Source organism: Bradyrhizobium sp. USDA 4451, from assembly GCF_054822585.1.
On sequence record NZ_JBTRCH010000001.1, the window covers coordinates 3,468,176 to 3,485,899 of the forward strand.

General features: G+C 64.6%; 16 protein-coding genes and 1 pseudogene. 8 read left to right on the forward strand and 9 right to left on the reverse strand.

Annotation, left to right across the window (positions count from 1 at the left end):
- Window positions 1–135: 135 nt before the first annotated feature.
- Complete coding sequence (locus tag ACVMB0_RS16085; RefSeq protein ID WP_461346903.1) at window positions 136–573, reverse strand: hypothetical protein; 438 nt, start codon at window positions 571–573, stop codon at window positions 136–138.
- Window positions 574–827: 254 nt separating this feature from the next.
- On the opposite strand from ACVMB0_RS16085, the gene ACVMB0_RS16090 reads away from it, so the two are divergent.
- Entirely contained in the window at window positions 828–1,973 is a 1,146-nt protein-coding gene (locus ACVMB0_RS16090; protein ID WP_461349662.1) for a DUF898 family protein, read from the forward strand.
- Window positions 1,974–1,977: 4 nt separating this feature from the next.
- Window positions 1,978–3,103 (forward strand): annotated as a pseudogene (locus tag ACVMB0_RS16095) (M48 family metallopeptidase).
- 105 nt (window positions 3,104–3,208) lie between these two features.
- On the opposite strand, the gene ACVMB0_RS16100 reads toward ACVMB0_RS16095, so the two are convergent.
- Entirely contained in the window at window positions 3,209–4,357 is a 1,149-nt protein-coding gene (locus ACVMB0_RS16100; RefSeq protein ID WP_461346904.1) for an ABC transporter substrate-binding protein, read from the reverse strand.
- A 359-nt stretch (window positions 4,358–4,716) separates the two neighbouring features.
- Here ACVMB0_RS16100 and ACVMB0_RS16105 point away from each other — a divergent pair, with 359 nt between their 5' ends.
- Window positions 4,717–4,929: a hypothetical protein gene (locus ACVMB0_RS16105; RefSeq protein ID WP_461346905.1), complete on the forward strand. Its 213-nt coding sequence runs from the start codon at window positions 4,717–4,719 to the stop codon at window positions 4,927–4,929.
- Between the two features lie 178 nt (window positions 4,930–5,107).
- On the opposite strand, the gene ACVMB0_RS16110 is transcribed toward ACVMB0_RS16105, so the two are convergent.
- The 5 genes from ACVMB0_RS16110 to ACVMB0_RS16130 all read right to left on the reverse strand — a co-directional run bounded on the left by ACVMB0_RS16110 (window position 5,108) and on the right by ACVMB0_RS16130 (window position 10,842).
- Window positions 5,108–6,229, reverse strand: coding sequence for a calcium-binding protein (locus ACVMB0_RS16110; protein WP_461346906.1), 1,122 nt, complete (start codon window positions 6,227–6,229; stop codon window positions 5,108–5,110).
- 452 nt (window positions 6,230–6,681) lie between these two features.
- Window positions 6,682–7,677, reverse strand: coding sequence for a LysR family transcriptional regulator (locus ACVMB0_RS16115; protein ID WP_461346907.1), 996 nt, complete (start codon window positions 7,675–7,677; stop codon window positions 6,682–6,684).
- An 87-nt stretch (window positions 7,678–7,764) separates the two neighbouring features.
- On the reverse strand, window positions 7,765–8,793 hold the full coding sequence (locus ACVMB0_RS16120) for a MerR family transcriptional regulator (protein WP_461346908.1): 1,029 nt from the start codon (window positions 8,791–8,793) through the stop codon (window positions 7,765–7,767).
- 559 nt (window positions 8,794–9,352) lie between these two features.
- Window positions 9,353–10,153, reverse strand: a complete 801-nt coding sequence (locus tag ACVMB0_RS16125; protein WP_461346909.1) for a DUF2927 domain-containing protein — start codon at window positions 10,151–10,153, stop codon at window positions 9,353–9,355.
- A gap of 107 nt (window positions 10,154–10,260) precedes the next feature.
- Complete coding sequence (locus tag ACVMB0_RS16130) at window positions 10,261–10,842, reverse strand: L,D-transpeptidase (RefSeq protein WP_456749911.1); 582 nt, start codon at window positions 10,840–10,842, stop codon at window positions 10,261–10,263.
- A gap of 326 nt (window positions 10,843–11,168) precedes the next feature.
- Between ACVMB0_RS16130 and ACVMB0_RS16135 the strand changes: the two genes are divergently transcribed.
- The 3 genes from ACVMB0_RS16135 (at window position 11,169) to ACVMB0_RS16145 (ending at window position 14,244) form a co-directional block, all read left to right on the forward strand.
- Window positions 11,169–12,716: an acetolactate synthase large subunit gene (locus ACVMB0_RS16135; protein ID WP_461346910.1), complete on the forward strand. Its 1,548-nt coding sequence runs from the start codon at window positions 11,169–11,171 to the stop codon at window positions 12,714–12,716.
- A gap of 52 nt (window positions 12,717–12,768) precedes the next feature.
- On the forward strand, window positions 12,769–13,305 hold the full coding sequence (locus tag ACVMB0_RS16140) for a hypothetical protein (RefSeq protein WP_461346911.1): 537 nt from the start codon (window positions 12,769–12,771) through the stop codon (window positions 13,303–13,305).
- Window positions 13,306–14,103: 798 nt separating this feature from the next.
- Entirely contained in the window at window positions 14,104–14,244 is a 141-nt protein-coding gene (locus ACVMB0_RS16145) for a hypothetical protein (protein WP_456749907.1), read from the forward strand.
- Between the two features lie 67 nt (window positions 14,245–14,311).
- Here ACVMB0_RS16145 and ACVMB0_RS16150 read toward each other — a convergent pair whose 3' ends face one another.
- The gene (locus tag ACVMB0_RS16150; protein ID WP_456749906.1) at window positions 14,312–14,683 is read right to left on the reverse strand and encodes a DUF4118 domain-containing protein; all 372 of its coding nucleotides are present in this window, start codon (window positions 14,681–14,683) and stop codon (window positions 14,312–14,314) included.
- A gap of 182 nt (window positions 14,684–14,865) precedes the next feature.
- Between ACVMB0_RS16150 and ACVMB0_RS16155 the strand changes: the two genes are divergently transcribed.
- On the forward strand, window positions 14,866–15,165 hold the full coding sequence (locus tag ACVMB0_RS16155; protein WP_461346912.1) for a hypothetical protein: 300 nt from the start codon (window positions 14,866–14,868) through the stop codon (window positions 15,163–15,165).
- 515 nt (window positions 15,166–15,680) lie between these two features.
- Window positions 15,681–17,012 (forward strand): tyrosine-type recombinase/integrase, encoded by a 1,332-nt coding sequence (locus tag ACVMB0_RS16160; RefSeq protein ID WP_461346913.1) that lies wholly within the window; start codon window positions 15,681–15,683, stop codon window positions 17,010–17,012.
- Here the strand turns inward: ACVMB0_RS16160 and ACVMB0_RS16165 are convergent.
- Window positions 17,009–17,326: a hypothetical protein gene (locus ACVMB0_RS16165; RefSeq protein ID WP_461346914.1), complete on the reverse strand. Its 318-nt coding sequence runs from the start codon at window positions 17,324–17,326 to the stop codon at window positions 17,009–17,011. The genes ACVMB0_RS16160 and ACVMB0_RS16165 overlap by 4 nt on opposite strands.
- Between the last annotated feature and the right edge of the window lie 398 nt (window positions 17,327–17,724).

Genomic DNA, 17,724 nt, shown 5'->3' on the forward strand with positions numbered 1-17,724 from the left:
CAAGGGCTGTCGAGGCGCATTTGGCCGCATTGATGTCAGGTCAAAGCGGCCGAATCCGGACCTTTCCGGTCGTGGAGGCGACGAGGCGTGTTTGAAACGGCGTTTGATTCGGCTGGACGGCGTCGGTGCTGGTCTCTATTGGCTGTCGCTTTTTTCGCCGCCGGCTTTTTCGCAGGGGTAGGTGTCCTGCATGCCCCACAGCAGCAGGAGAGCGATCGCCATGTCGCCTTTCGCGGATCGCTTGTCGGCCGACTTGAGCATGATCTCTTCGACTTGCTCGCTGCTCAGTGCAAGGTCGCCGGGCATGCAGAACAGCATTTGGCCGCCATGCCGCTTCAGCCAGGCATTGGAGGCCATCAGGCCGCCCCTGACGCCGTCCAGGTACATATGATTGAAGATACGAAAGTTCTCGTTCTTCGGATTGCGATAGGACTCCAGCCGCACATCGACGGCGGCAGCGGGAGCTGCCGTCAGCGCAATGAAGAACGTCGAGAAGCATGCCGACATGATCCACTTGTTCATCGCGACTTTTCCTCGGTTGCGGCGACGTCTTGCTTGCAGCGCCTCATCCATAAGTCATCTGGTTCCCTCCTTGGGTTCGACGCTCACGCACGACGGGGTGCAGGCGGCGCCCTTGCCCGACGGGGGATACCGGCATCGGGGATCGCCCTGTTCCGGCAATCCCGTTAAGGCATGGCCAACCGCATCAGGCCAAAAATCGCCCGGCGATCTCGACCTTGTGTGAAACCTGGATCACACTCGGAGCGACAAACCTGTGCTTTTGATGCGCAGAGATTGTCCCGTCCTGGAGTGACGCCGTGAACGATATGAGCTGGACCCCGCTGGGGCCGCCGCAGCCGCCCCCGCAACCGCCGCCGATGCCGGTGGCGTTTTCAGGGAAGCGGAAGGAGTTCTTCCGCCTGGTGGCGCGTGGCGCCGGGCTCGAACTGATCACCGTCGGCTTCTACCGGTTCTGGCTCACCACCGACATCCGCCGTCACCTCTGGTCGAACACCCAGATCGACGGCGACGCGCCGGAATATACCGGCCGCGGCAAGGAGCTGTTGATCGGCTTCCTGGTTGCGTTGGCGATCCTGGTGCCGATCTATCTCGGCTACTTCCTGATCGGCATCGAGGCCGAGCATCTCAAAGCGTTCGCCTCGCTGCCGCTGGTCGCCTTCTTCTATCTGTTCGGCCAGTTCGCGATCTATCGCGCGCGGCGCTACCGGCTCACCCGCACGGTGTGGCGCGGCGTTCGCTTCTGGATGAGCGGCTCGGGCTGGATCTATGCGCTCAAGGCCTCGCTCTGGGGCCTTCTGGTCATGATCACGCTCGGCCTGGCGCTGCCCTGGCGCGAGGCGGCGCTCGAGCGCTACAAGATGCGGCATTCCTATTACGGCGACCTGCAAGGTTCGTTCGAGGGCCGCGGCTGGGAGTTCTTCAAGCGCGGCTGGTGGCTGTGGCTGTTGATGCCGTTCGCGCTGTCGTCCTACGTCTTCGCGCCGTTCGCCTATGCCGCGTTCAAGGCGGTCGAGTGGCGCTGGTGGTTGTCGGGCATCCGCTTCGGCGAGGTGCGGCTCGAATCGACGCTGAGCCGCGGCGCGCTGGTCGGCCTCTACTGGAAGGTGATCGGCTGGATCTTGCTGCTCGTCGTGGTGTTTGCGGTCTACGTTATGCTCTGCGTCTTCCTGGCCGCCAGCATCAACGGCTCTTCGATCGATGCGTTCTTCAAGACCGAAGCGTTCGCCAAGAGCATTCCCCTGATCGTCCTGCTCGGTATCGGCTATCTCGCCTTTGCGCTGGCGATGAACGTGGTGATGCGGGTCTATCTGATGCGCGATCTCTGGGTCCGGGTGCTGTCCTCGACCATCGTGCACAACATCGCTGCCGCCGCCAACGTCACCGCGCGCGGCGATCTCGCCAATGCGCTCGGCGAAGGTTTTGCCGACGGCCTCGATGTCGGTGGATTCTAGCACCATGGAGTCCGATGCCGGCGCGGCCAACTCCGCGGCGCTGCCTGATCCCGGCGGCGTCTTCTTCGACGGCCTGTCGAACCGGCGGCGCATCGTCGCGCTCAAACTGACCGACGCGCTGGAGATCAGGCAGGATGCTGAGCTGCTCGCGCGCTGGGCGTTCCAAGATATCCGCCGCGCCGACAGCCCGTCCGGATTGTTGCGGCTGAGCTGTCAGAGCGCGCCATCTTTGGCGCGGCTCGAGATCCGCGATCCCCAGCTGATCGCCGAGCTCGTCGCGCGCTGCGATACGCTCGAGGCCGACCTGCCGAACCGCAGGGGTGTCGCCGCGATCGTCGGCTGGTCGCTCGCGGCCCGCGGTGTCGATCGTGCTGGTGGTGCTGTTCGGCGTGCCGCTCGCCGCCGAGCGGCTGACGCCGCTGGTGCCGGAGTCCTTCGAGCGCCGGCTCGGCGATGTCGCGGAGGCGCAGGTCAAGGTGGTGTTCGACGGCAAGCCGTGCAGCAACGCGGCGGGACAGGCGGCCTTCGCGAAGCTGGTCGGCAAATTGCGGGACAGCGCAGGCCTCGACAATTCGGTGCATTCGGGCGTGCTGGCGACGTCGGTGCCGAATGCCTTCGCGCTGCCGGGCGGCAAGGTCTATCTGTTCGACGGGCTGTTGGAGAAGGCGGAAGACCCCGACGAGATCGCAGGCGTGCTGGCGCATGAACTCGGCCATCTCCGGCACCGCGACAGCATGCGCGAGCTGATCCACAATGGCGGCACCTCGTTCCTGATCGGGCTGCTGTTCGGCGACGTCACCGGCTCCGGCGCGCTGATCTTCGCCTCGCGCTCGCTGGTGACGTCGTCCTATTCGCGTGACGCCGAGACCAATGCCGACAGCTTTGCGATCGAGACCATGCACAAGCTCGGCCGTCCGGCGAAGCCGATGGGCGAACTGATGTTCCGCGTCACCGGCAAGGAAGGCGGCAAGGGGCTGTCGCTGGTCTCCAGCCATCCGCTGACCGAGGACCGCCTTGCGCGCATGGACAAGGCCGATGCCGGCATCCGGCCGAGCGGCCCGCCGCTGCTGTCACCGGCCGAATGGCAGGCGCTGAAGGGCATCTGCGGATCGGGCAAGGGCAAGGTGTGAGGTGGGGATTTCGAGACCGGTAGCCCGGATGAAGCGCAGCGCAATCCGGGGCCGGTGCTCCCGGATTGCGCTTCGCTTCATCCGGGCTACGTCTTGCTGGACGTCCTACTTCACCAGCCGGAACTTGCCGCCGTCGACCTTGATCACGAATGCCGACCGCTCGTCATAGCCGTTGTGGTCGGTCGGGCTCATGGTGGAGAGGCCGTTGTTCAGATAGACGTCCTTGCCGCGCTCCAGTTCGTCGCGCAGCGCGGCGCGGAATTCCGGCGTTCCGGGCTTTGCGGTCTTCAGCGCGATGGCCGCCGCGCGCTGGAACAGCGTCACCGCGTCCCACAGATGCGCGCCGAAGATATTCGGCTTGTGCCCGTTGACCTTCTCGTAGGACGACACGAATGCGTCGCGCACCTGGCGGAACGGATCGTTCGCCGGCAGGTCGTCGGCGATGGTGAAGGCCTCGCCGGTGAACACCGCGCCCTCGACATTGGTGCCGCCGAGCTTGATGAATTCCTCCGACGCCACGCCATGGGTCTGGAAGATCTTGCCGGCATAGCCGCGGCTGCGCAGCGCTTCCTGCGGCAGCACGGCCGGCGTGCCGGCGGAGGCGATGAACACCGCCTCCGGGTTGGTCGCGATCACCTTCAGCGCCTGGCCCATCGCGCTGGTGTCGGCGCGGGCATAGACCTCGTGCGTGGTGACGGTGAGGCCGAGGGTCGGCGCCAGCCGCGACACCTCATTGTAGTAGCCTTCGCCGTAGCCGTCGGAGACGCCGATATAGCCCAGCGTCTTGATGCCGGACTTGGCGATGTATTTCAGGATCGCGGCCGCCATCAGATCGTCATTGGGCACCACCTTGAAGGCCCAGCGGCGGCGGTCGTCGATCGGTCGCACGATCGCAGTCGCCGCCGCGAGCGAGATGATCGGCGTCCTGGATTCGAAGGCGACATCGAGCATCGGCATGGTCACGGGGGTGAGCGAGGAGCCGATCAGGATGTCGACGCCGTCCTGGATCACCAGGCGCCGCGCATTCTGCGTGCCCTTGGTGGGATCGGATTCGTCGTCGAGCGCGATATAGCTGACCTTCTCGCCGCCGATCTCCTTCGGCAGCGCCGCGATGGTGCGCATCTGCGGCTGGCCGAGCGCCGAGCCCGGTCCGGATGCCGACACCACGACGCCGACCTTGATGTCGGCCCGCGCGTCCGGCGCAATCAGGACGGCACCCGCGAGCACCCAGATTCCGGCCATCGCCAGCTTCATCGCAAATCCTCCCAGCAGGTTGTTTTTGTGCGACCGGATAGCCGGCCGCCGTCCCGCTCCGCATCATATTGATTCCGCAGGCTGTGTCTGTCCCCTTCGCGGGGGACATGATCGGCTGCCGCGGGGTCGCGAAACTTCGCGTTTACCACGTCCTTAAAGGCCGCGCGAACCAGTTTCCCTAATCGGGCGGCAACGACCTGCTGCTATCGATGGAGGAGAAGAGGGAGTACGAACCATGTTCAGCATTGTTCGGATCCTGGTTTTGATCGCATGTGCGCATGCGGGATCCGCGTTCGCGGAAATGCCGTCTGACGGCTCGCGGCCTTTGCAAGCAATTGACGTCCAACTGGTCCACGTCGATGCGTGAGCCTCATCTGATCGCGCCCGAGCACGCACGCGCCATCTGCGACGAGATCGGCGAGCGGCTGCGCCACGCCTTGCGCGGCGATTACGCCGATCTGCCGCCACGGCTGCAAGAACTCCTGGACGAGCTTGCTCTGCAGGATTGCGAGGCGCCGTCGCTGGTGCCGGCAATGGCTGATATGACGCGGCCGGTTGTCGTTGCGGCCTAGGACCGGCCGGGCCGGCCGTTGCCGTGGTCTCGCGCGATCGAGACGTCAGCGACATTGAAAACCTTGACGACGCGCGCACCGCTGCGAAGTGCCGGCAGTCACATCGTGCCAGCCGCGGCGGGCACGGCAAGAGTATCATCCGCTTCGCCTGGCAGGACGGTGCAGTGGTCGTTGCCGCCTAGCTCTGAATCGTGAAATCGCTCGCCGTCACGGTTGAGGCGGTCGCGCCATTCAGCCACACGGCGGTCAGCGGATTGAGCTGGACCACGAAGTAGGCGCCGTTCTGGTAGGAGTGCGCGAGTACGTCGGCGAAGGACTGGAAGCCCGAGCCGTTGAGTGCCACGACATCCTGACCTTCAGTCCAGTCTTGGATCACGTCGATGCCGTCCAGGCTGACATTGAACGTATTGTTGCCTGCGCCGGAACCCGGCCCGCCGCCGTTGCCGCCGAAATAGTAGTTCACGCCGGTGCCGCCGTCGAAATAGTCGTTGCCGGCGCCGCCGATCAGCACATCGGTGCCGTCGCCACCGAACAGTGCGTCGTTGCCGGCGCCGCCATAGAGATAGTCGTTGCCGCCATAGCCGTACTGAACATCATCTCCGGCGTCGCCGATCATGATGTCGTTCGCCAACGACCCCACGAACACGTCACTGCCGTCGCCGCCATAAGCGGTGCCGCCACCGGACGACATGTAGAGATAGTCGTTGCCGCCGCCACCCTCGAGCAAATCCGCCCCAGCATCACCGACGAGAGTGTCCGCTGCGGCGCCACCGAGGATCGTGTCGTTACCGGCCCCTCCGTACATGAGGTCGCCGTACACCCCGTATGGTCCGGTGATGAACAGAAGGTCCGCACCCTCGCCCCCGTAGAGGACGTCCCCGCCGTTTGCATAATAGGGGGTTGTGACCAGCTCGAGCGTATCGTTGCCATCGCCTCCGTAGAGGTACGAGCCCGTGGTTGTGTTCAGCCCGTCGATGACCTGGAGGTAATCGTTTCCTGTGCCGCCGTCCGCATAGGCCGGCCCTCCGGTCCCATTGGGTGACTGCGCGATGCCTAGCAAGCTGTCATTGCCATCACCGCCATAGGCCCTGGCGGTCGACGAGATCAGATCGTTGCCGTTGCCGCCATAAGCGGTGGCGGCGAATCCGGAAAGCGTGTCGTTTCCTTCGCCGCCATAGATAACCGGATTGGTTGTTGGCCCGTAGGGCGCCGCCAGGTTGTCGTTGCCGTCGAGCCCGTAAATGACATCGTCGGCGCTCGCAACCGTATCGTCGCCGTTGGTCCCAACGTATGTGGTCATGAAAAACTCCACAGCACATGGAGGCGCTCGGCGGGCTGTTAAAGAGCCGGCCAACCGCCAAAAATATCGGTTTCGGCAGCTCACTGACCAAAGCTCAAATGGGACATGGCCGGCGAGGTTCAGTCAAGCCCCGGCGCGGAAGCATGACCAATGCGATTTGTTGCCAATTGTGTATCGAGACCGATCGCGTAGCGGCGGGCGGTTGAATCGTGCCCGTCCTGCAGCCCGGGACGGAATTGCTATGCCAATTTTTTGGTAGGATACAGGCATGAAGCGCTCGTCGCGCCGCGTCCCGAACTTCGCTCTCGCTCTGTTGCCGATCGTGCCGCTGTTGTGCGCATCAAGCGATCCGGCGCGGTCGCATCATCATTAGCCGCCTCGCCAATCTCCGCAATGGTCCTGAGTGAATTGGCTATCCTTGGTCCGCCGACACGATCAAGGCGGCAGCCGCGTCACACGTTCTTCGCGACCTTGCGCGTCCGCGTCGGCCCGGCGCCGGCGATCGCCGGCTTGATATTCCACACCGCGCGCACCGCGGCGTAGGCGTGGGCGATCACCGGCTCCTGGCGGCGGGCGGCGAGGCTCGCGAAGGAGAGATCGCAGGTCAGCTTCACCCTATCGGCGATCACGAATTGATGCGGGCGCGCCATCCGTGGCGCCAGCACGCTGTCGCGCGCGAGGCTGAGGCAGAGGCCGGATTCGACGAAGTCGATCATCGCCTCTTCCTGATCGGTGTAGCCGACGCGCTTCGGCAATGCGCCGAGCGGGCGGAAGATGTCGTCGAGCAGCCGCCGGTGACCGGAATGCGGCGGTGTCGCAAGCCAGGGCAGCTCGGCGAGCTCTGCCCAGCCCTTGCCGATCACCCGGTCCCGCCAGGCGATCGGCGCGATCACGCGGTAGTCGTAGCAGAGCAGCGGCGCCAGCTGGTAGCGGCCGTCGGCGATGGTCCGCTCGGTGAAGCTGTGATGGACCAGCTGGTCCGGTGGCGTGGCGTCGACATAGTAGCCGACGTCGAGTTCGCCCCTGCCGATCTGCGCCAGCACATCGTCGCTGACGCCATGACGCAGGAACACTTCGGTGCGCTGCGAGGACATCGCAAGGCTGCGCACGAACGGTCCGAGCCGGGTGAATTCGGGGTCGAGAATGGTGCCGACGCGCAAGGTGCCGCGCTGCGCCTCGTTCAGCTGATCCGCCATCGCCTTGAAGTCGGATGCCGCCGCCACCGCGCGGTGCGCCAGCGGCAGCAACGCGGCGCCGGCCTCGGTCAGCGTGAATCCGGCAGGCGTGCGGTTGAACAGCAGCAGCCCGGTGCTTTCCTCGAGCGCCTTCAGTTGCAGGCTGACCGCCGGCTGGGTCAGTTTCAGCATCGCGGCGGCGCGCGATACAGTGCCCTCACGGGCGACCGTGATGAAGCAACGCAAGGCCTGGGTACGGGGAAGCTCGCTCATTGTGCGAGCTTATAGCACAGTTTTTTGCCGCGCATCCGACCTGAGTCGTGCATTGTTGTATGATTATAATACAACTCATGCGAGAAGTCATGACGGCCGCCACGCGACCATGCCCGCAGTCCGCGCGCGCACCTCCGGCGCGGCGAGGCAGGTCGCGACCGCTTCATAGCCCAGCGCGCCCGGAATCGGCGCGACGCGGATCGGCGGGCTGTGGTTGGCAGGGCACAGGATGATCGCGTCGTCGTCACCGACCGCGTCGAGATCCAGGATCGCGTTGGAGCGCGTCAGGAAGAACAGCGGCCGCGCCTCCGGCCCACGCCGGCGCAGATGCGCGATCACGGCTTCCTGGCTCGACGCATCGAGCCCGTGCTCAAGCATGTCGATCACCGGGATCGCGCCGTCGCAGGCCTCGAGCGCCGCGAGCAGGGTGATCAGCGCCGGCGAGTCCGTTGCGCCGTCGGCGAGCAGGACGGCAAGGCTCGCCTCGACCCTCGCTTTGTGCGCCGGGTCGGCATCGAGCCGCGCACGAACCGCCGCGCCGCCGTCGGCAGTGCGGTCGAGCCCCATGAAGCTGGCGCCCGGCAGCGCGTCCGCGAGCCGCTGCGCGAGGCGCGTCTTGCCGCTGCCGAGCGGGCCGACGATGTAATTCAGCCGCTTGATCTCGCGCAGCTCGAAGCGCTCACCGCCCCACGGCCACGGCAGATCGAACGCGACGCCGGTCGCCGGCCGCGCTCTGACGGCACCGATCAGGTCGCGCGTCGCGGGCAGCTTGCCGCCGCCGAGGTCGGTGCGCAGCCGGCGTATTCTGGCGATGCTGTCGCCGCATTGGCGGATGCGCGCTTCGAGCGTGGCCTCGTGCGCGGCCAGCACGCGGCCGAGCACGACGGCGTCGCCGTCCAGGATCCGCGCGACTTCGCTGACGCCGAGGCCGAGCGCGCGCAGCTCGACGATCTCGGCACCGCGCGCCATCTCGGCGGGGCCATAGGCGCGCCATCCCGCCGGCGTGCGGCCGGGTGCAATCAGGCCGCGTTCCTCATAGAGGCGGAGCGCCTTCGCGGAAATGCCGAGCTGCCTTGCAGCTTCGGACGGACTGAGGAAACGGGCGGCGGCATTCATCGAATCACCTCACGTCATCTGACCGCGCCTCTATGGAGGCGGCCGCAGGGGCAGGGTCAAGCGGGGAGGTCGGTGATTCCGCATCCTGCGGAGTGAGCAGTAAGGTGAGCACGCTGCACAGGCTCCCTCTCCCACGCAACCGGGGTCTACCCCGGTTGCGCATCATAAATTCGCGCAAGTCGGGCAAGCCCGACTTGCCGGCGGGAGAGGGCGGGGAGAGGGGGTGGCCCCGGGCGAACTGATCGATCAGCGCATCGCTTTGGCAACTTGTTGGCTTGTCATCGAGTCGAATCCGGAGAGTGCACGTCGTGTGGCGCCCCTCTCCCTAACCCTCTCCCGCAAGGGGAGAGGGAACCCTACTGCCGGTGCTCGCCTCACGCGCGCGTGAGCGCGAAGCTGCGTCCGCATCCTCAGCCGTCATCGCCCGGCTCGACCGGGCGATCCAGTACGCCGCGGCTTCTCGGTTCAAGCACTGCTGCCTCTGGAATACTGGATCACCCGCTTTCGCGGGTGATGACATCTTCATGTGTTGCGAGCGTTGGCGCCTGTCATAGTACCCTCACTCCAGATGGTTCACCTTCGCCACCCAGGCGCGGACGTCGGTGAGCACGGCGGGCAGCACCGCCTTGACTTCCTGCACGTTCATGCCGGGCTTGATGCGGGGGTCGTAGAGCAGGTTGAGCAGATATTGGTCGTAGACGTCGAAGAAGCCCATCGAGACGCTGTCGTTGAACATGGTCCACGGCACGGTCGCAGTGTCGTTGATCGGGCCGAGCGACTGCAACAGCTCTTCATAGGCGCAGTCGAGGAAAACGAAATCGCCATTGTCGACGGTGAGGATCACGTCGGAATGCTCGATCTCGTAATTCTCGTTCTTGCGGAAGCCGGACAGGCATTGCGGATCGAGCGAGGAGCGGATCTCCCTGGCGCGCTCCTGGCCGTAGAAGGTCGCGATCGTGCGGTAGAGCTCGCGGTCGCGCACCAGCTTGACCACGACATTGGCGGCGTCCTGGTCGTCGGTCATCGCGATGTCGAGATGCTGCACCCGGGCGCGGATGTCGGCGACGACCTTGCCGAGCTGCGACTTGCGGTCGGCGCGGCTGCCGTCGGCGAACACGCGCACCGGTCCGTCGTATTTGCGGATGCGGTCGACCCTTCCGGCAAGATGATACTCGGCGCCGAACGCGGTCTTCAGGAAGCCTTCGACGATCTCGGCGTCGCTGAAGACCTTCTTCTCGTTGCGCTGGCGCGCCGCGATCGCCGGCACCTCGGTCGCGGCTGCGGGCACTGTGGTGTCGACGAGGCACGCAGCGAGCACTGCGGCGAGAAGGAACAGGATCGAGAGGCGGGGTTTGGACATCGTGACAACGCTGCCGCAAGCTTTGCGGCAGCGCAAGCCGTGATCAAGGCGGCGCCATCAGTTGGAGTGCTGGATCGCCGCGCCGGATTCCTGCGAAATCGGCGCGATCAGTTCTTCACCACCACGGTGGTGCCGACCGAGACCCGATCATAGAGGTCCTGGACGTCCTCGTTGGTCATGCGGAAGCAGCCCGACGAGACCGCCTGGCCGATCGTCTCCGGTTCGTTCGAGCCGTGGATGCGGTAGAGCGTCGAGCCGAGATACATCGCGCGCGCGCCGAGCGGGTTCTCGATGCCGCCGTTCATGTGGCGCGGCAGATCGGGGCGGCGGCGCAGCATCTGCGAGGGCGGCGTCCAGGACGGCCATTCCTTCTTCGCGGAGATGCGGTGGACACCGCTCCAGCGGAAGCCGTCGCGGCCGACGCCGATGCCGTAGCGCAGCGCCATGCCGTTGCCCTGCACCAGATAGAGTCGGCGTTCGGCGGTATTCACCACGATGGTGCCGGGAGCGTAATTGGTCGGGTAGTTGACGGTGGTGCGCGGGATCGGACTTGCGCCGCCGCCGCCGCTACCGCCGAAGAAGGGCGAGTTGTCACCGTTGTAGCCCCGGGAGTCGAAGAACTGGGCCTGGGCCTGGCCGGCAGCTGCCAGGATCGTGAGCGCGGCAAACATCAAGGCAATCGGGCGCATGGTCGTCGTCCTCGCGAACAATCAAATATCTCTCAGAGAGGCCACAATTGCCGGCGTTTCGCAAGCGACGAAGCGGTGACATCAGGCACTTTCCGGCAACACGGTTTAAAAAGGCAACAGACCGCAGGCGATACCTGCATTGTCCGGTCAAGCCTTTGACGAAGCGGATGAAGAATGGTTGATCTGGAGCGATTTCAAACGAAGTGGGTACCGGTTCGCGTAAAGAAAACGCGACCAAACAAAAGGATAAGACCACGATCTGATTCAACCGGATCAGCTCATGGTCTGGAGTGACCTCAAGAACACCGCGGAACGGGAGCGAGAGCATGAATGGTGCGGAAAGTCTGGTGCGGACATTGGTCGCAGGCGGCGTGGATGTCTGTTTTACCAACCCGGGCACCTCGGAGATGCATTTCGTCGCGGCGCTGGACAAGGTCCCGGGCATGCGCTGCGTGCTCGGCCTGTTCGAAGGCGTGGTGACGGGGGCTGCCGACGGCTATTTCCGCATGAAGGGAACGCCGGCCTCGACGCTGCTGCATCTCGGGCCCGGCCTCGCCAACGGCCTTGCCAATCTGCACAACGCCAAGAAGGCGCATTCCGGCATCGTCAACATCGTCGGCCAGCATGCCACCTACCATATCGGTTACAACGCACCGCTGACCTCGGACATCGAGGGCCTGGCACGGCCGATGTCGTCCTGGGTCCGCACCTCGCCGGATGCCAGGTCGGTCGCCGCCGACGGCGCGGCCGCGATCGCCGCCGCCAAGAGCGCGCCGCCGCAGATCGCAACCCTGATCCTGCCGGCCGATACCGCCTGGAACGAGGCCGACGGTATCGCCGACGTGCCGGTGGACACGCAGCGCCCAAGCTACTCGCCGCAGGCGGTCGACACCGCAGCAAAGATCCTGCACGGCGATGCCGCGCACACGCTGCTGCTCGTCACCGGCAGCGCGCTGACCGAGCACGGCCTGGCGCTCGCCGAGCGCATCGCCGGCAAGACCGGCTGCACCGTGATGGGCCAGACCTATCACCCGCGCATGGCGCGCGGCCGCGGCCGCTTCTCGATCAACCGGATTCCCTATGTGATCGAGCAGGCGCTGCCGATCCTGAAGAATTTCCGTCACATCGTGCTGGTCGAGGCCAACGATCCGGTGGCGTTCTTCGCCTATCCGAACAAGCCGAGCATGCTGAAGGCGGAAGGCTGCGAGGTGCATCGCATGACCGCCTGGGGCGAGAATTCGGTCGCCGCCCTCGAGGCGCTGGCCAATGCGCTGCATGCGACGGCAAAGGACGTCAAGCCGCAGCAGCATCCGGAGCTGGTCAAGCCGACCGGCGCGCTCAACCACGGCTCGATCGCGCAGGCGATCGCCTGTGCCATCCCCGACAACGCCATCATGGTGGACGAGTCCGTCACCACCGGCCGCGGCTTCTTCCCGCCGACGGCGGGCGCGGCGCCGCATGACTGGTTGCAGAACATGGGCGGCTCGATCGGCTTCTCGACCCCGGTCGCGACCGGCGCGGCGGTCGCCTGTCCGGACCGCAAGGTGATCTGCATGGTCGGCGACGGCAGCGCGATGTACACGATCCAGTCGCTGTGGACGCAGGCGCGCGAAGGGCTCAACGTCGTGACCATCGTGTTCGCCAACCGGATCTACCAGATCCTGCGCGGCGAGTTCGACGGCGTCGGCGCCGGCGAGCCGGGCAAGCGGGCGCAGGACATGCTGAAGATCGACCGGCCGACGCTTGACTTCGTCGCGCTCGCCAGGGGCATGGGTGTGCCGGCGGTGGCGGTCACATCAGCGGACGAGTTCAACAAGGCGCTCGCGGACGCGGTCGCCGAACCGGGGCCGCGGTTGATCGAAGTGCAGATGTAGCAGCGCAATCTCAAACGGCCGTGGCGGCGGTCCAGTCCAGTCGGAGGCGCCAATGCAGACCGAGCTGAACAAGGTGATCGCCGCCGTCGCGGAGTTCTATGCGCAGGAGACGTTCCTGCTGGAGCGCGATCTCGGCGAGCGAACGCTTACTCACCGGCTGGCGGTCTATGTCGAGCGGCAGTTTTCGGGCTGGCAGGTCGATTGCAACTACGACCGGCTCGGCGAGCGCACGCTGCGGCTGCCGCGCGGTTCGGGGAGCTCGACCGATGACCATCTCGGCAAGTCGATCTACCCGGATATCGTCGTGCACCAGCGCGACATCCCGAACAATCTGCTCGCCATCGAGTTGCGCAAGGACAGCAATCACCAACCGCTCGAGCACGATCAGCGCAAGCTGCAGGCGCTGACCGACCCGAATGTCTGGTTTGCCTATGCGATGGGTGTTCTCGTGATCGTTGGGCCGAACGGCGTGAGCTCGTCCGAGGTCTATGCCGGCGGCACCATCGACAGTGCCGCGTCGCGCTGGTTTGCGGAGCGGCTGCGAGAGAGCGGGGTTGGGCAGAAGCGCGACGACGGCGCGCAGCGTTAAGTCTGTCGCATGATTCCTTCCGCGCATGGCGGTGATAGCCCGTTTGGATCATGCGCCACCCCTGCACGCGCGGCAGAACAGAAGGCGCGGGAGGTGGAGCAATTCCTGGAGCCGGTGGTCATTTTTCAGAACGATCCAATGGCGGTGCGGATTATCGGCTCTGCGCCTCTTTCGCTCCCTCTCCCGCACTTCAATTTCGCTGGTCCAGCTCTCGACTGGGCCAGGCTTCACTGTTTCAAGCCGGCGGCGCAGTTGAATGCGACGTCACAGGCCGAGGCAGCATCCGCACCGGGACAGTGAAAAGGCCGCCCGCGGGCGGCCTTTTCCTTAGCTGTCGATTTCCTTAGGCGGCAATGTCCGGCATCGCCGCGGACGATTGCTTCTGTTTATTGCTTGGCCGCATCGTCGCCGGTCGTCGCGGCGCCGGCCTTGGTGCTCGATTTCTTGGCGGCCTTCTTGGCTTTCTTCTTCGGCGCCATCTTGGTCGCCTCGCCCTTGGTTGCCGTGTCTCCGCTCTGCGCGGGCCGGGGCCGCGCTGCCGCCCGCCTTGTCCTGCGCGAGCGCGGTGGACGAGACGAAGGCAAGCGCCGTGGCGGCGAGGATCAATGTTCGCATCGGATGGTTCTCCCAAGTTGGTTCCTATCGGGCCCTCAACGGGACAGAATGTCGCAGGGTTCCGGGGCACCGATCAGCAGTCCGTGAGCCGGGCGTGAACGGCGCGGCGGGCCGCACAGGGGCGGAACCCGGGAACCATGATGCGCGTTGTGTTGCCGGGCAGGAGTTCCGAGGAGAGACGCCATGCGCTGGCGGTCAATGACGGAAACCACCAACATTGTGCTCGACACCACCCCGGAGAACACATTCTACGCGGTGGGCTGGACGGTCAGCGGCGTGGCGACGCTCGCCACCATCGTCGCGGTCTGGATGTTCGGCATCTGAAGGCAGGCGGTCCGTCCGTGCAAACAATCGGCGCGCCGGTACCGGCGGGCCGACGCGCGGTGACCGCTTACTTCCGCAGGATGGCCAGCGCTTCCCGGTAGAGCTGCGAGAAACTGACCAGGAGCGCGCTCGACAGCAGGAACATCGCCATGCTGTCGTAGTCGTCGGCGGTCGGCCAGGAGAACTCGAAATAAGGCGGCATGAACGCCCACCAGACGATCGGAACCGTGATGATCGTTGCAAAGGCGCCGGCCGGTGCGCCGCCCGCCAGTCCGGCGATCAGGATCGCCGGCACGAAGCCCGCGAAATAGAGCTGCATGCCGAAGCTTGCGAACATCTCCTGCGTCGCGGTGGCCAGCACCACGGCCAGCAATGCGACGACGAAGGTCGACAGCGACCACGGTCGCAGCTTCAGAATGTAATCATTGCCCTTGCGCATCGAGACGTCCCGGCCCCCTCGCGAGTTCCGGGAAGGTAGCCGAGGAGGCCTGCAAACAAAACCCCGTATGACTCCGTGGGGCAGGATTGTGTGCGATACAGTGAAAAGGAACCGGCCCGGTCAAGCCGCTGCCGCATTGTCGCGCTTATTGCATTGCGGCAGGGTGATGGTGGGACAACACGATGCTCGAGCTCCTGATTGTCGTTCTCGTCGCCGGGATCGGGTTCGTATCGGGGTATGGCGTCCGCGCGCTGATCTCGCGCCGCAAACGCCGGTCACCGCCGCGCGGACGCGCGCCGCGGCTTCGGGCCGCGAATGACGACATCTCCGCGCGCGGCTGGTCCCGGTCGACCGGCATCCAAGGCGCCGATCAAGCCGCCCCGCCATCCGACGAACTCGACGGCGCCGTGCGCGACCTGCTCGGCGAGCTCAGCCGGCGCACAGCCAACCCGTCACCCACGCCGCAGCGCCGCCGGCAGTGAGCCGGGAATGCCGGCCGCTCCTTTGCATGGGGTTGTTTTCGACATTTTTGATGAGGCGGTGTCGACGGGGCCGGCACCGGAATGTCGACCATCGTCCGACCTGACGGTTCGGGAAGGGATCAGGCGGTTCAGGAAGGGAAAATGGTGGACGCACAAGGGATCGAACCTTGGACCTCTCCCGTGTGAACCACAATCCGTAGATCCAGGCAGACCGCACGCAGCCATAGTGTTGTCGAAATAATTCATTCTATTACATCGGCTTATGTTCGTTTTGACCCCAATGGTCCATAAGCGGCCATACTGCATTTTGTGTGCCCCCGTTGTGCCCACCGCAGTTTTTCCCTTGGGGCACACAAATCGGGGAAGGTCTGTGCCCTTGTGTTCTTTGAGGGGCCGTCCTTCCACGCTGGGTGTGCCCCGAGACGCGAAAAGCGAAGGAAGGTCAATGACCACTTTCCCGTCGCTTGGATGATCCGGGCGTCTGCGGGGCACACCGCGACAGGGAGCGCAGGACCATGCCGGAGTCGACCAACCAACTGACACTCACCGACGCCGTAATCCGCAACGCCACGTTGCCGCCAGGCAAGACGCAGCATTATCTCCACGACGACAAGCTGCCCGGCCTCGCCTTGCGCATGCGTGCCACTGGCGGTCGAACGTGGGTTTATCTCTTCTCCAAGCCAGGAGTGAGGGGAACCCAGCGCAAGACCCTCGGCCCGTGGCCCAAGTATAATGAGAAGGCCGCCCGCAAGGCCGCCACTATCGCCGCTGGTGAGGTGTTCAAAGGCGTGGACCCGAACGATGCTAAACGCGAGGCGAGGCGGCAACAGTCCGCCGAAAAGCTGCGCACCATGCTTGCTGACCTCATCGTTGAAGGTGGTCCCTACGAGACGTCGTTGACCGGACGCCAGGTCGTCAACTGGAAGCCGGCAATGTCCGCGTTGCGGCGCGGGCTCAAGGAGCACGCAGATAGTGGCGTCGGAGACCTGACGCGCCGGCAAATCATGGCAGCGGTCGACAGGGTTACCAAGACCGGTAAGCGTGGCGCAGCCAAGGACCTGCGCAAGCACACCCACACATTCCTCGAATGGTGCGTTAGCGAGGGCTATGTCGACCACAATGTGCTTGCCGGTTATCGCGAGCCCAAGGAAACCCGTGCGCAAAGGGTCGGACGCCGAACGAAGGGCCGCGCCTTAACTGACGAAGAAATCATCAAGGTCTGGCACGCATCCGGCAAGCTCGGGACCTTCGGGCTTCTAGCAAGGACGTGCTTGCTCGGTGGTCCGCGCCGGAGCGAGCCAACCATGATCGAGTGGTCGAAGCACGTCATGGAGGATCGCATCACCTTCGACGCGGCATGGACCAAAATGGGCCTACACCACGATGTACCGCGTACTCACCTCGTTGATGAGGTGCTCGCAGCCGCGAAACATTTTCGGCGGGCCACGTCCGACTACGTCTTCCCGTCACCAAAAACCGGTGGCCAGATGTCGGGCTTCACCAAGATGGTCAACCGCTTGGTCAAGGAGGCGGGTGTCGCAAAATTCACCATGCATGACTTACGGCGCAGTCTGCGTACCATCATGTCCCGCTGTGGCTACGACAATGAGATCCAGCGGCTTTGTGTCGGGCAAAAGCCAAGCGGAATCGATCAGGTCTACAATCACGACGAACAGTGGATCATCCGCAAGATGGCATTCGAAGCGGCTCACGATTACATCGCGGAGCTGGTCGGCGCGGCCCGAATGGGCAAGGTCGTGCGCTTGCAGAGGACGAACCCGCTCGATCCAATCAAGGCTGAACTGCTCGGCCGTCTCCGGGAACACTACGCGGCTGAGATGACTTAGCGCTCTTTTTTGCTTCCGGCCAAATAGTTGCGCACCGCGTCTACTCGATAGAGCGGGCGGCCGTCGACGTAGCGCCATTTCAGCGGGTGGTTCGGATCGCGCCGCCACTGCTCCAGCGCGCCCGGAGTGCGTCGGATGACTGCTGCCGTTTCCAAGGCCGTCAAATTGGTGCTGCCCGGGAGGGCGTCGACATCGAAAGTTGCGGGCGGCGGCATGCCACGGTTTTTGCGCGGGCGCTTCGAGGCGGGCGGTATTTTGAGATTGTGTGGCGATCCAAATGTCGTGGCGTGAGTCCCTTCGTCCTTCCCGCGCATAGCTCAATCCAGAGCTCCGATCAGTCTAGGATCAACTAAGATCGGGCTTCTCAAGCAAGGAAAGAGATCTAACGCGCAGGTGCGGCGCCGTGTAGCTGTGGCGTACAAATAGGACGAATGGTCCGAGAGGTAGTATACTTTTCGAGTCGCGGGTCCGGCTCCGATTATTGCCCAACGGGCCAGAATTTACCCTCTTCGGCAAGCGGTCGCTCACATTGCTCAAGGTACCGAAATGACGATCTGTTTGGGGGCCCGAATCCCACTCTCTCCGCCACTGACTTTCAGTAGCGAAAAAGTCCTTCAAAATCGGGCTCTTCTCGAACCGCCGGATTTTTGCGGTGGAGCACCTATGGAGCATCTTTAACCCTTCATCTACTACGTCGCGGCGCATTTTTCGA

Bases quoted from the DNA above. Each gene is read 5' to 3' on its own strand.
- ACVMB0_RS16145 (WP_456749907.1), top strand. From the start codon at position 14,104: ATGCGCTGGCGGTCAATGACGGAAACCACCAACATTGTGCTCGACACC.
- ACVMB0_RS16160 (WP_461346913.1), top strand. From the start codon at position 15,681: ATGCCGGAGTCGACCAACCAACTGACACTCACCGACGCCGTAATCCGC.
- ACVMB0_RS16090 (WP_461349662.1), top strand. From the start codon at position 828: ATGAGCTGGACCCCGCTGGGGCCGCCGCAGCCGCCCCCGCAACCGCCG.
- ACVMB0_RS16085 (WP_461346903.1), bottom strand. From the start codon at position 573: ATGGATGAGGCGCTGCAAGCAAGACGTCGCCGCAACCGAGGAAAAGTC.
- ACVMB0_RS16140 (WP_461346911.1), top strand. From the start codon at position 12,769: ATGCAGACCGAGCTGAACAAGGTGATCGCCGCCGTCGCGGAGTTCTAT.
- ACVMB0_RS16100 (WP_461346904.1), bottom strand. From the start codon at position 4,357: ATGAAGCTGGCGATGGCCGGAATCTGGGTGCTCGCGGGTGCCGTCCTG.
- ACVMB0_RS16125 (WP_461346909.1), bottom strand. From the start codon at position 10,153: ATGTCCAAACCCCGCCTCTCGATCCTGTTCCTTCTCGCCGCAGTGCTC.
- ACVMB0_RS16105 (WP_461346905.1), top strand. From the start codon at position 4,717: ATGCGTGAGCCTCATCTGATCGCGCCCGAGCACGCACGCGCCATCTGC.
- ACVMB0_RS16120 (WP_461346908.1), bottom strand. From the start codon at position 8,793: ATGAATGCCGCCGCCCGTTTCCTCAGTCCGTCCGAAGCTGCAAGGCAG.
- ACVMB0_RS16135 (WP_461346910.1), top strand. From the start codon at position 11,169: ATGAATGGTGCGGAAAGTCTGGTGCGGACATTGGTCGCAGGCGGCGTG.
- ACVMB0_RS16130 (WP_456749911.1), bottom strand. From the start codon at position 10,842: ATGCGCCCGATTGCCTTGATGTTTGCCGCGCTCACGATCCTGGCAGCT.
- ACVMB0_RS16165 (WP_461346914.1), bottom strand. From the start codon at position 17,326: ATGCGCGGGAAGGACGAAGGGACTCACGCCACGACATTTGGATCGCCA.
- ACVMB0_RS16110 (WP_461346906.1), bottom strand. From the start codon at position 6,229: ATGACCACATACGTTGGGACCAACGGCGACGATACGGTTGCGAGCGCC.
- ACVMB0_RS16150 (WP_456749906.1), bottom strand. From the start codon at position 14,683: ATGCGCAAGGGCAATGATTACATTCTGAAGCTGCGACCGTGGTCGCTG.
- ACVMB0_RS16115 (WP_461346907.1), bottom strand. From the start codon at position 7,677: ATGAGCGAGCTTCCCCGTACCCAGGCCTTGCGTTGCTTCATCACGGTC.
- ACVMB0_RS16155 (WP_461346912.1), top strand. From the start codon at position 14,866: ATGCTCGAGCTCCTGATTGTCGTTCTCGTCGCCGGGATCGGGTTCGTA.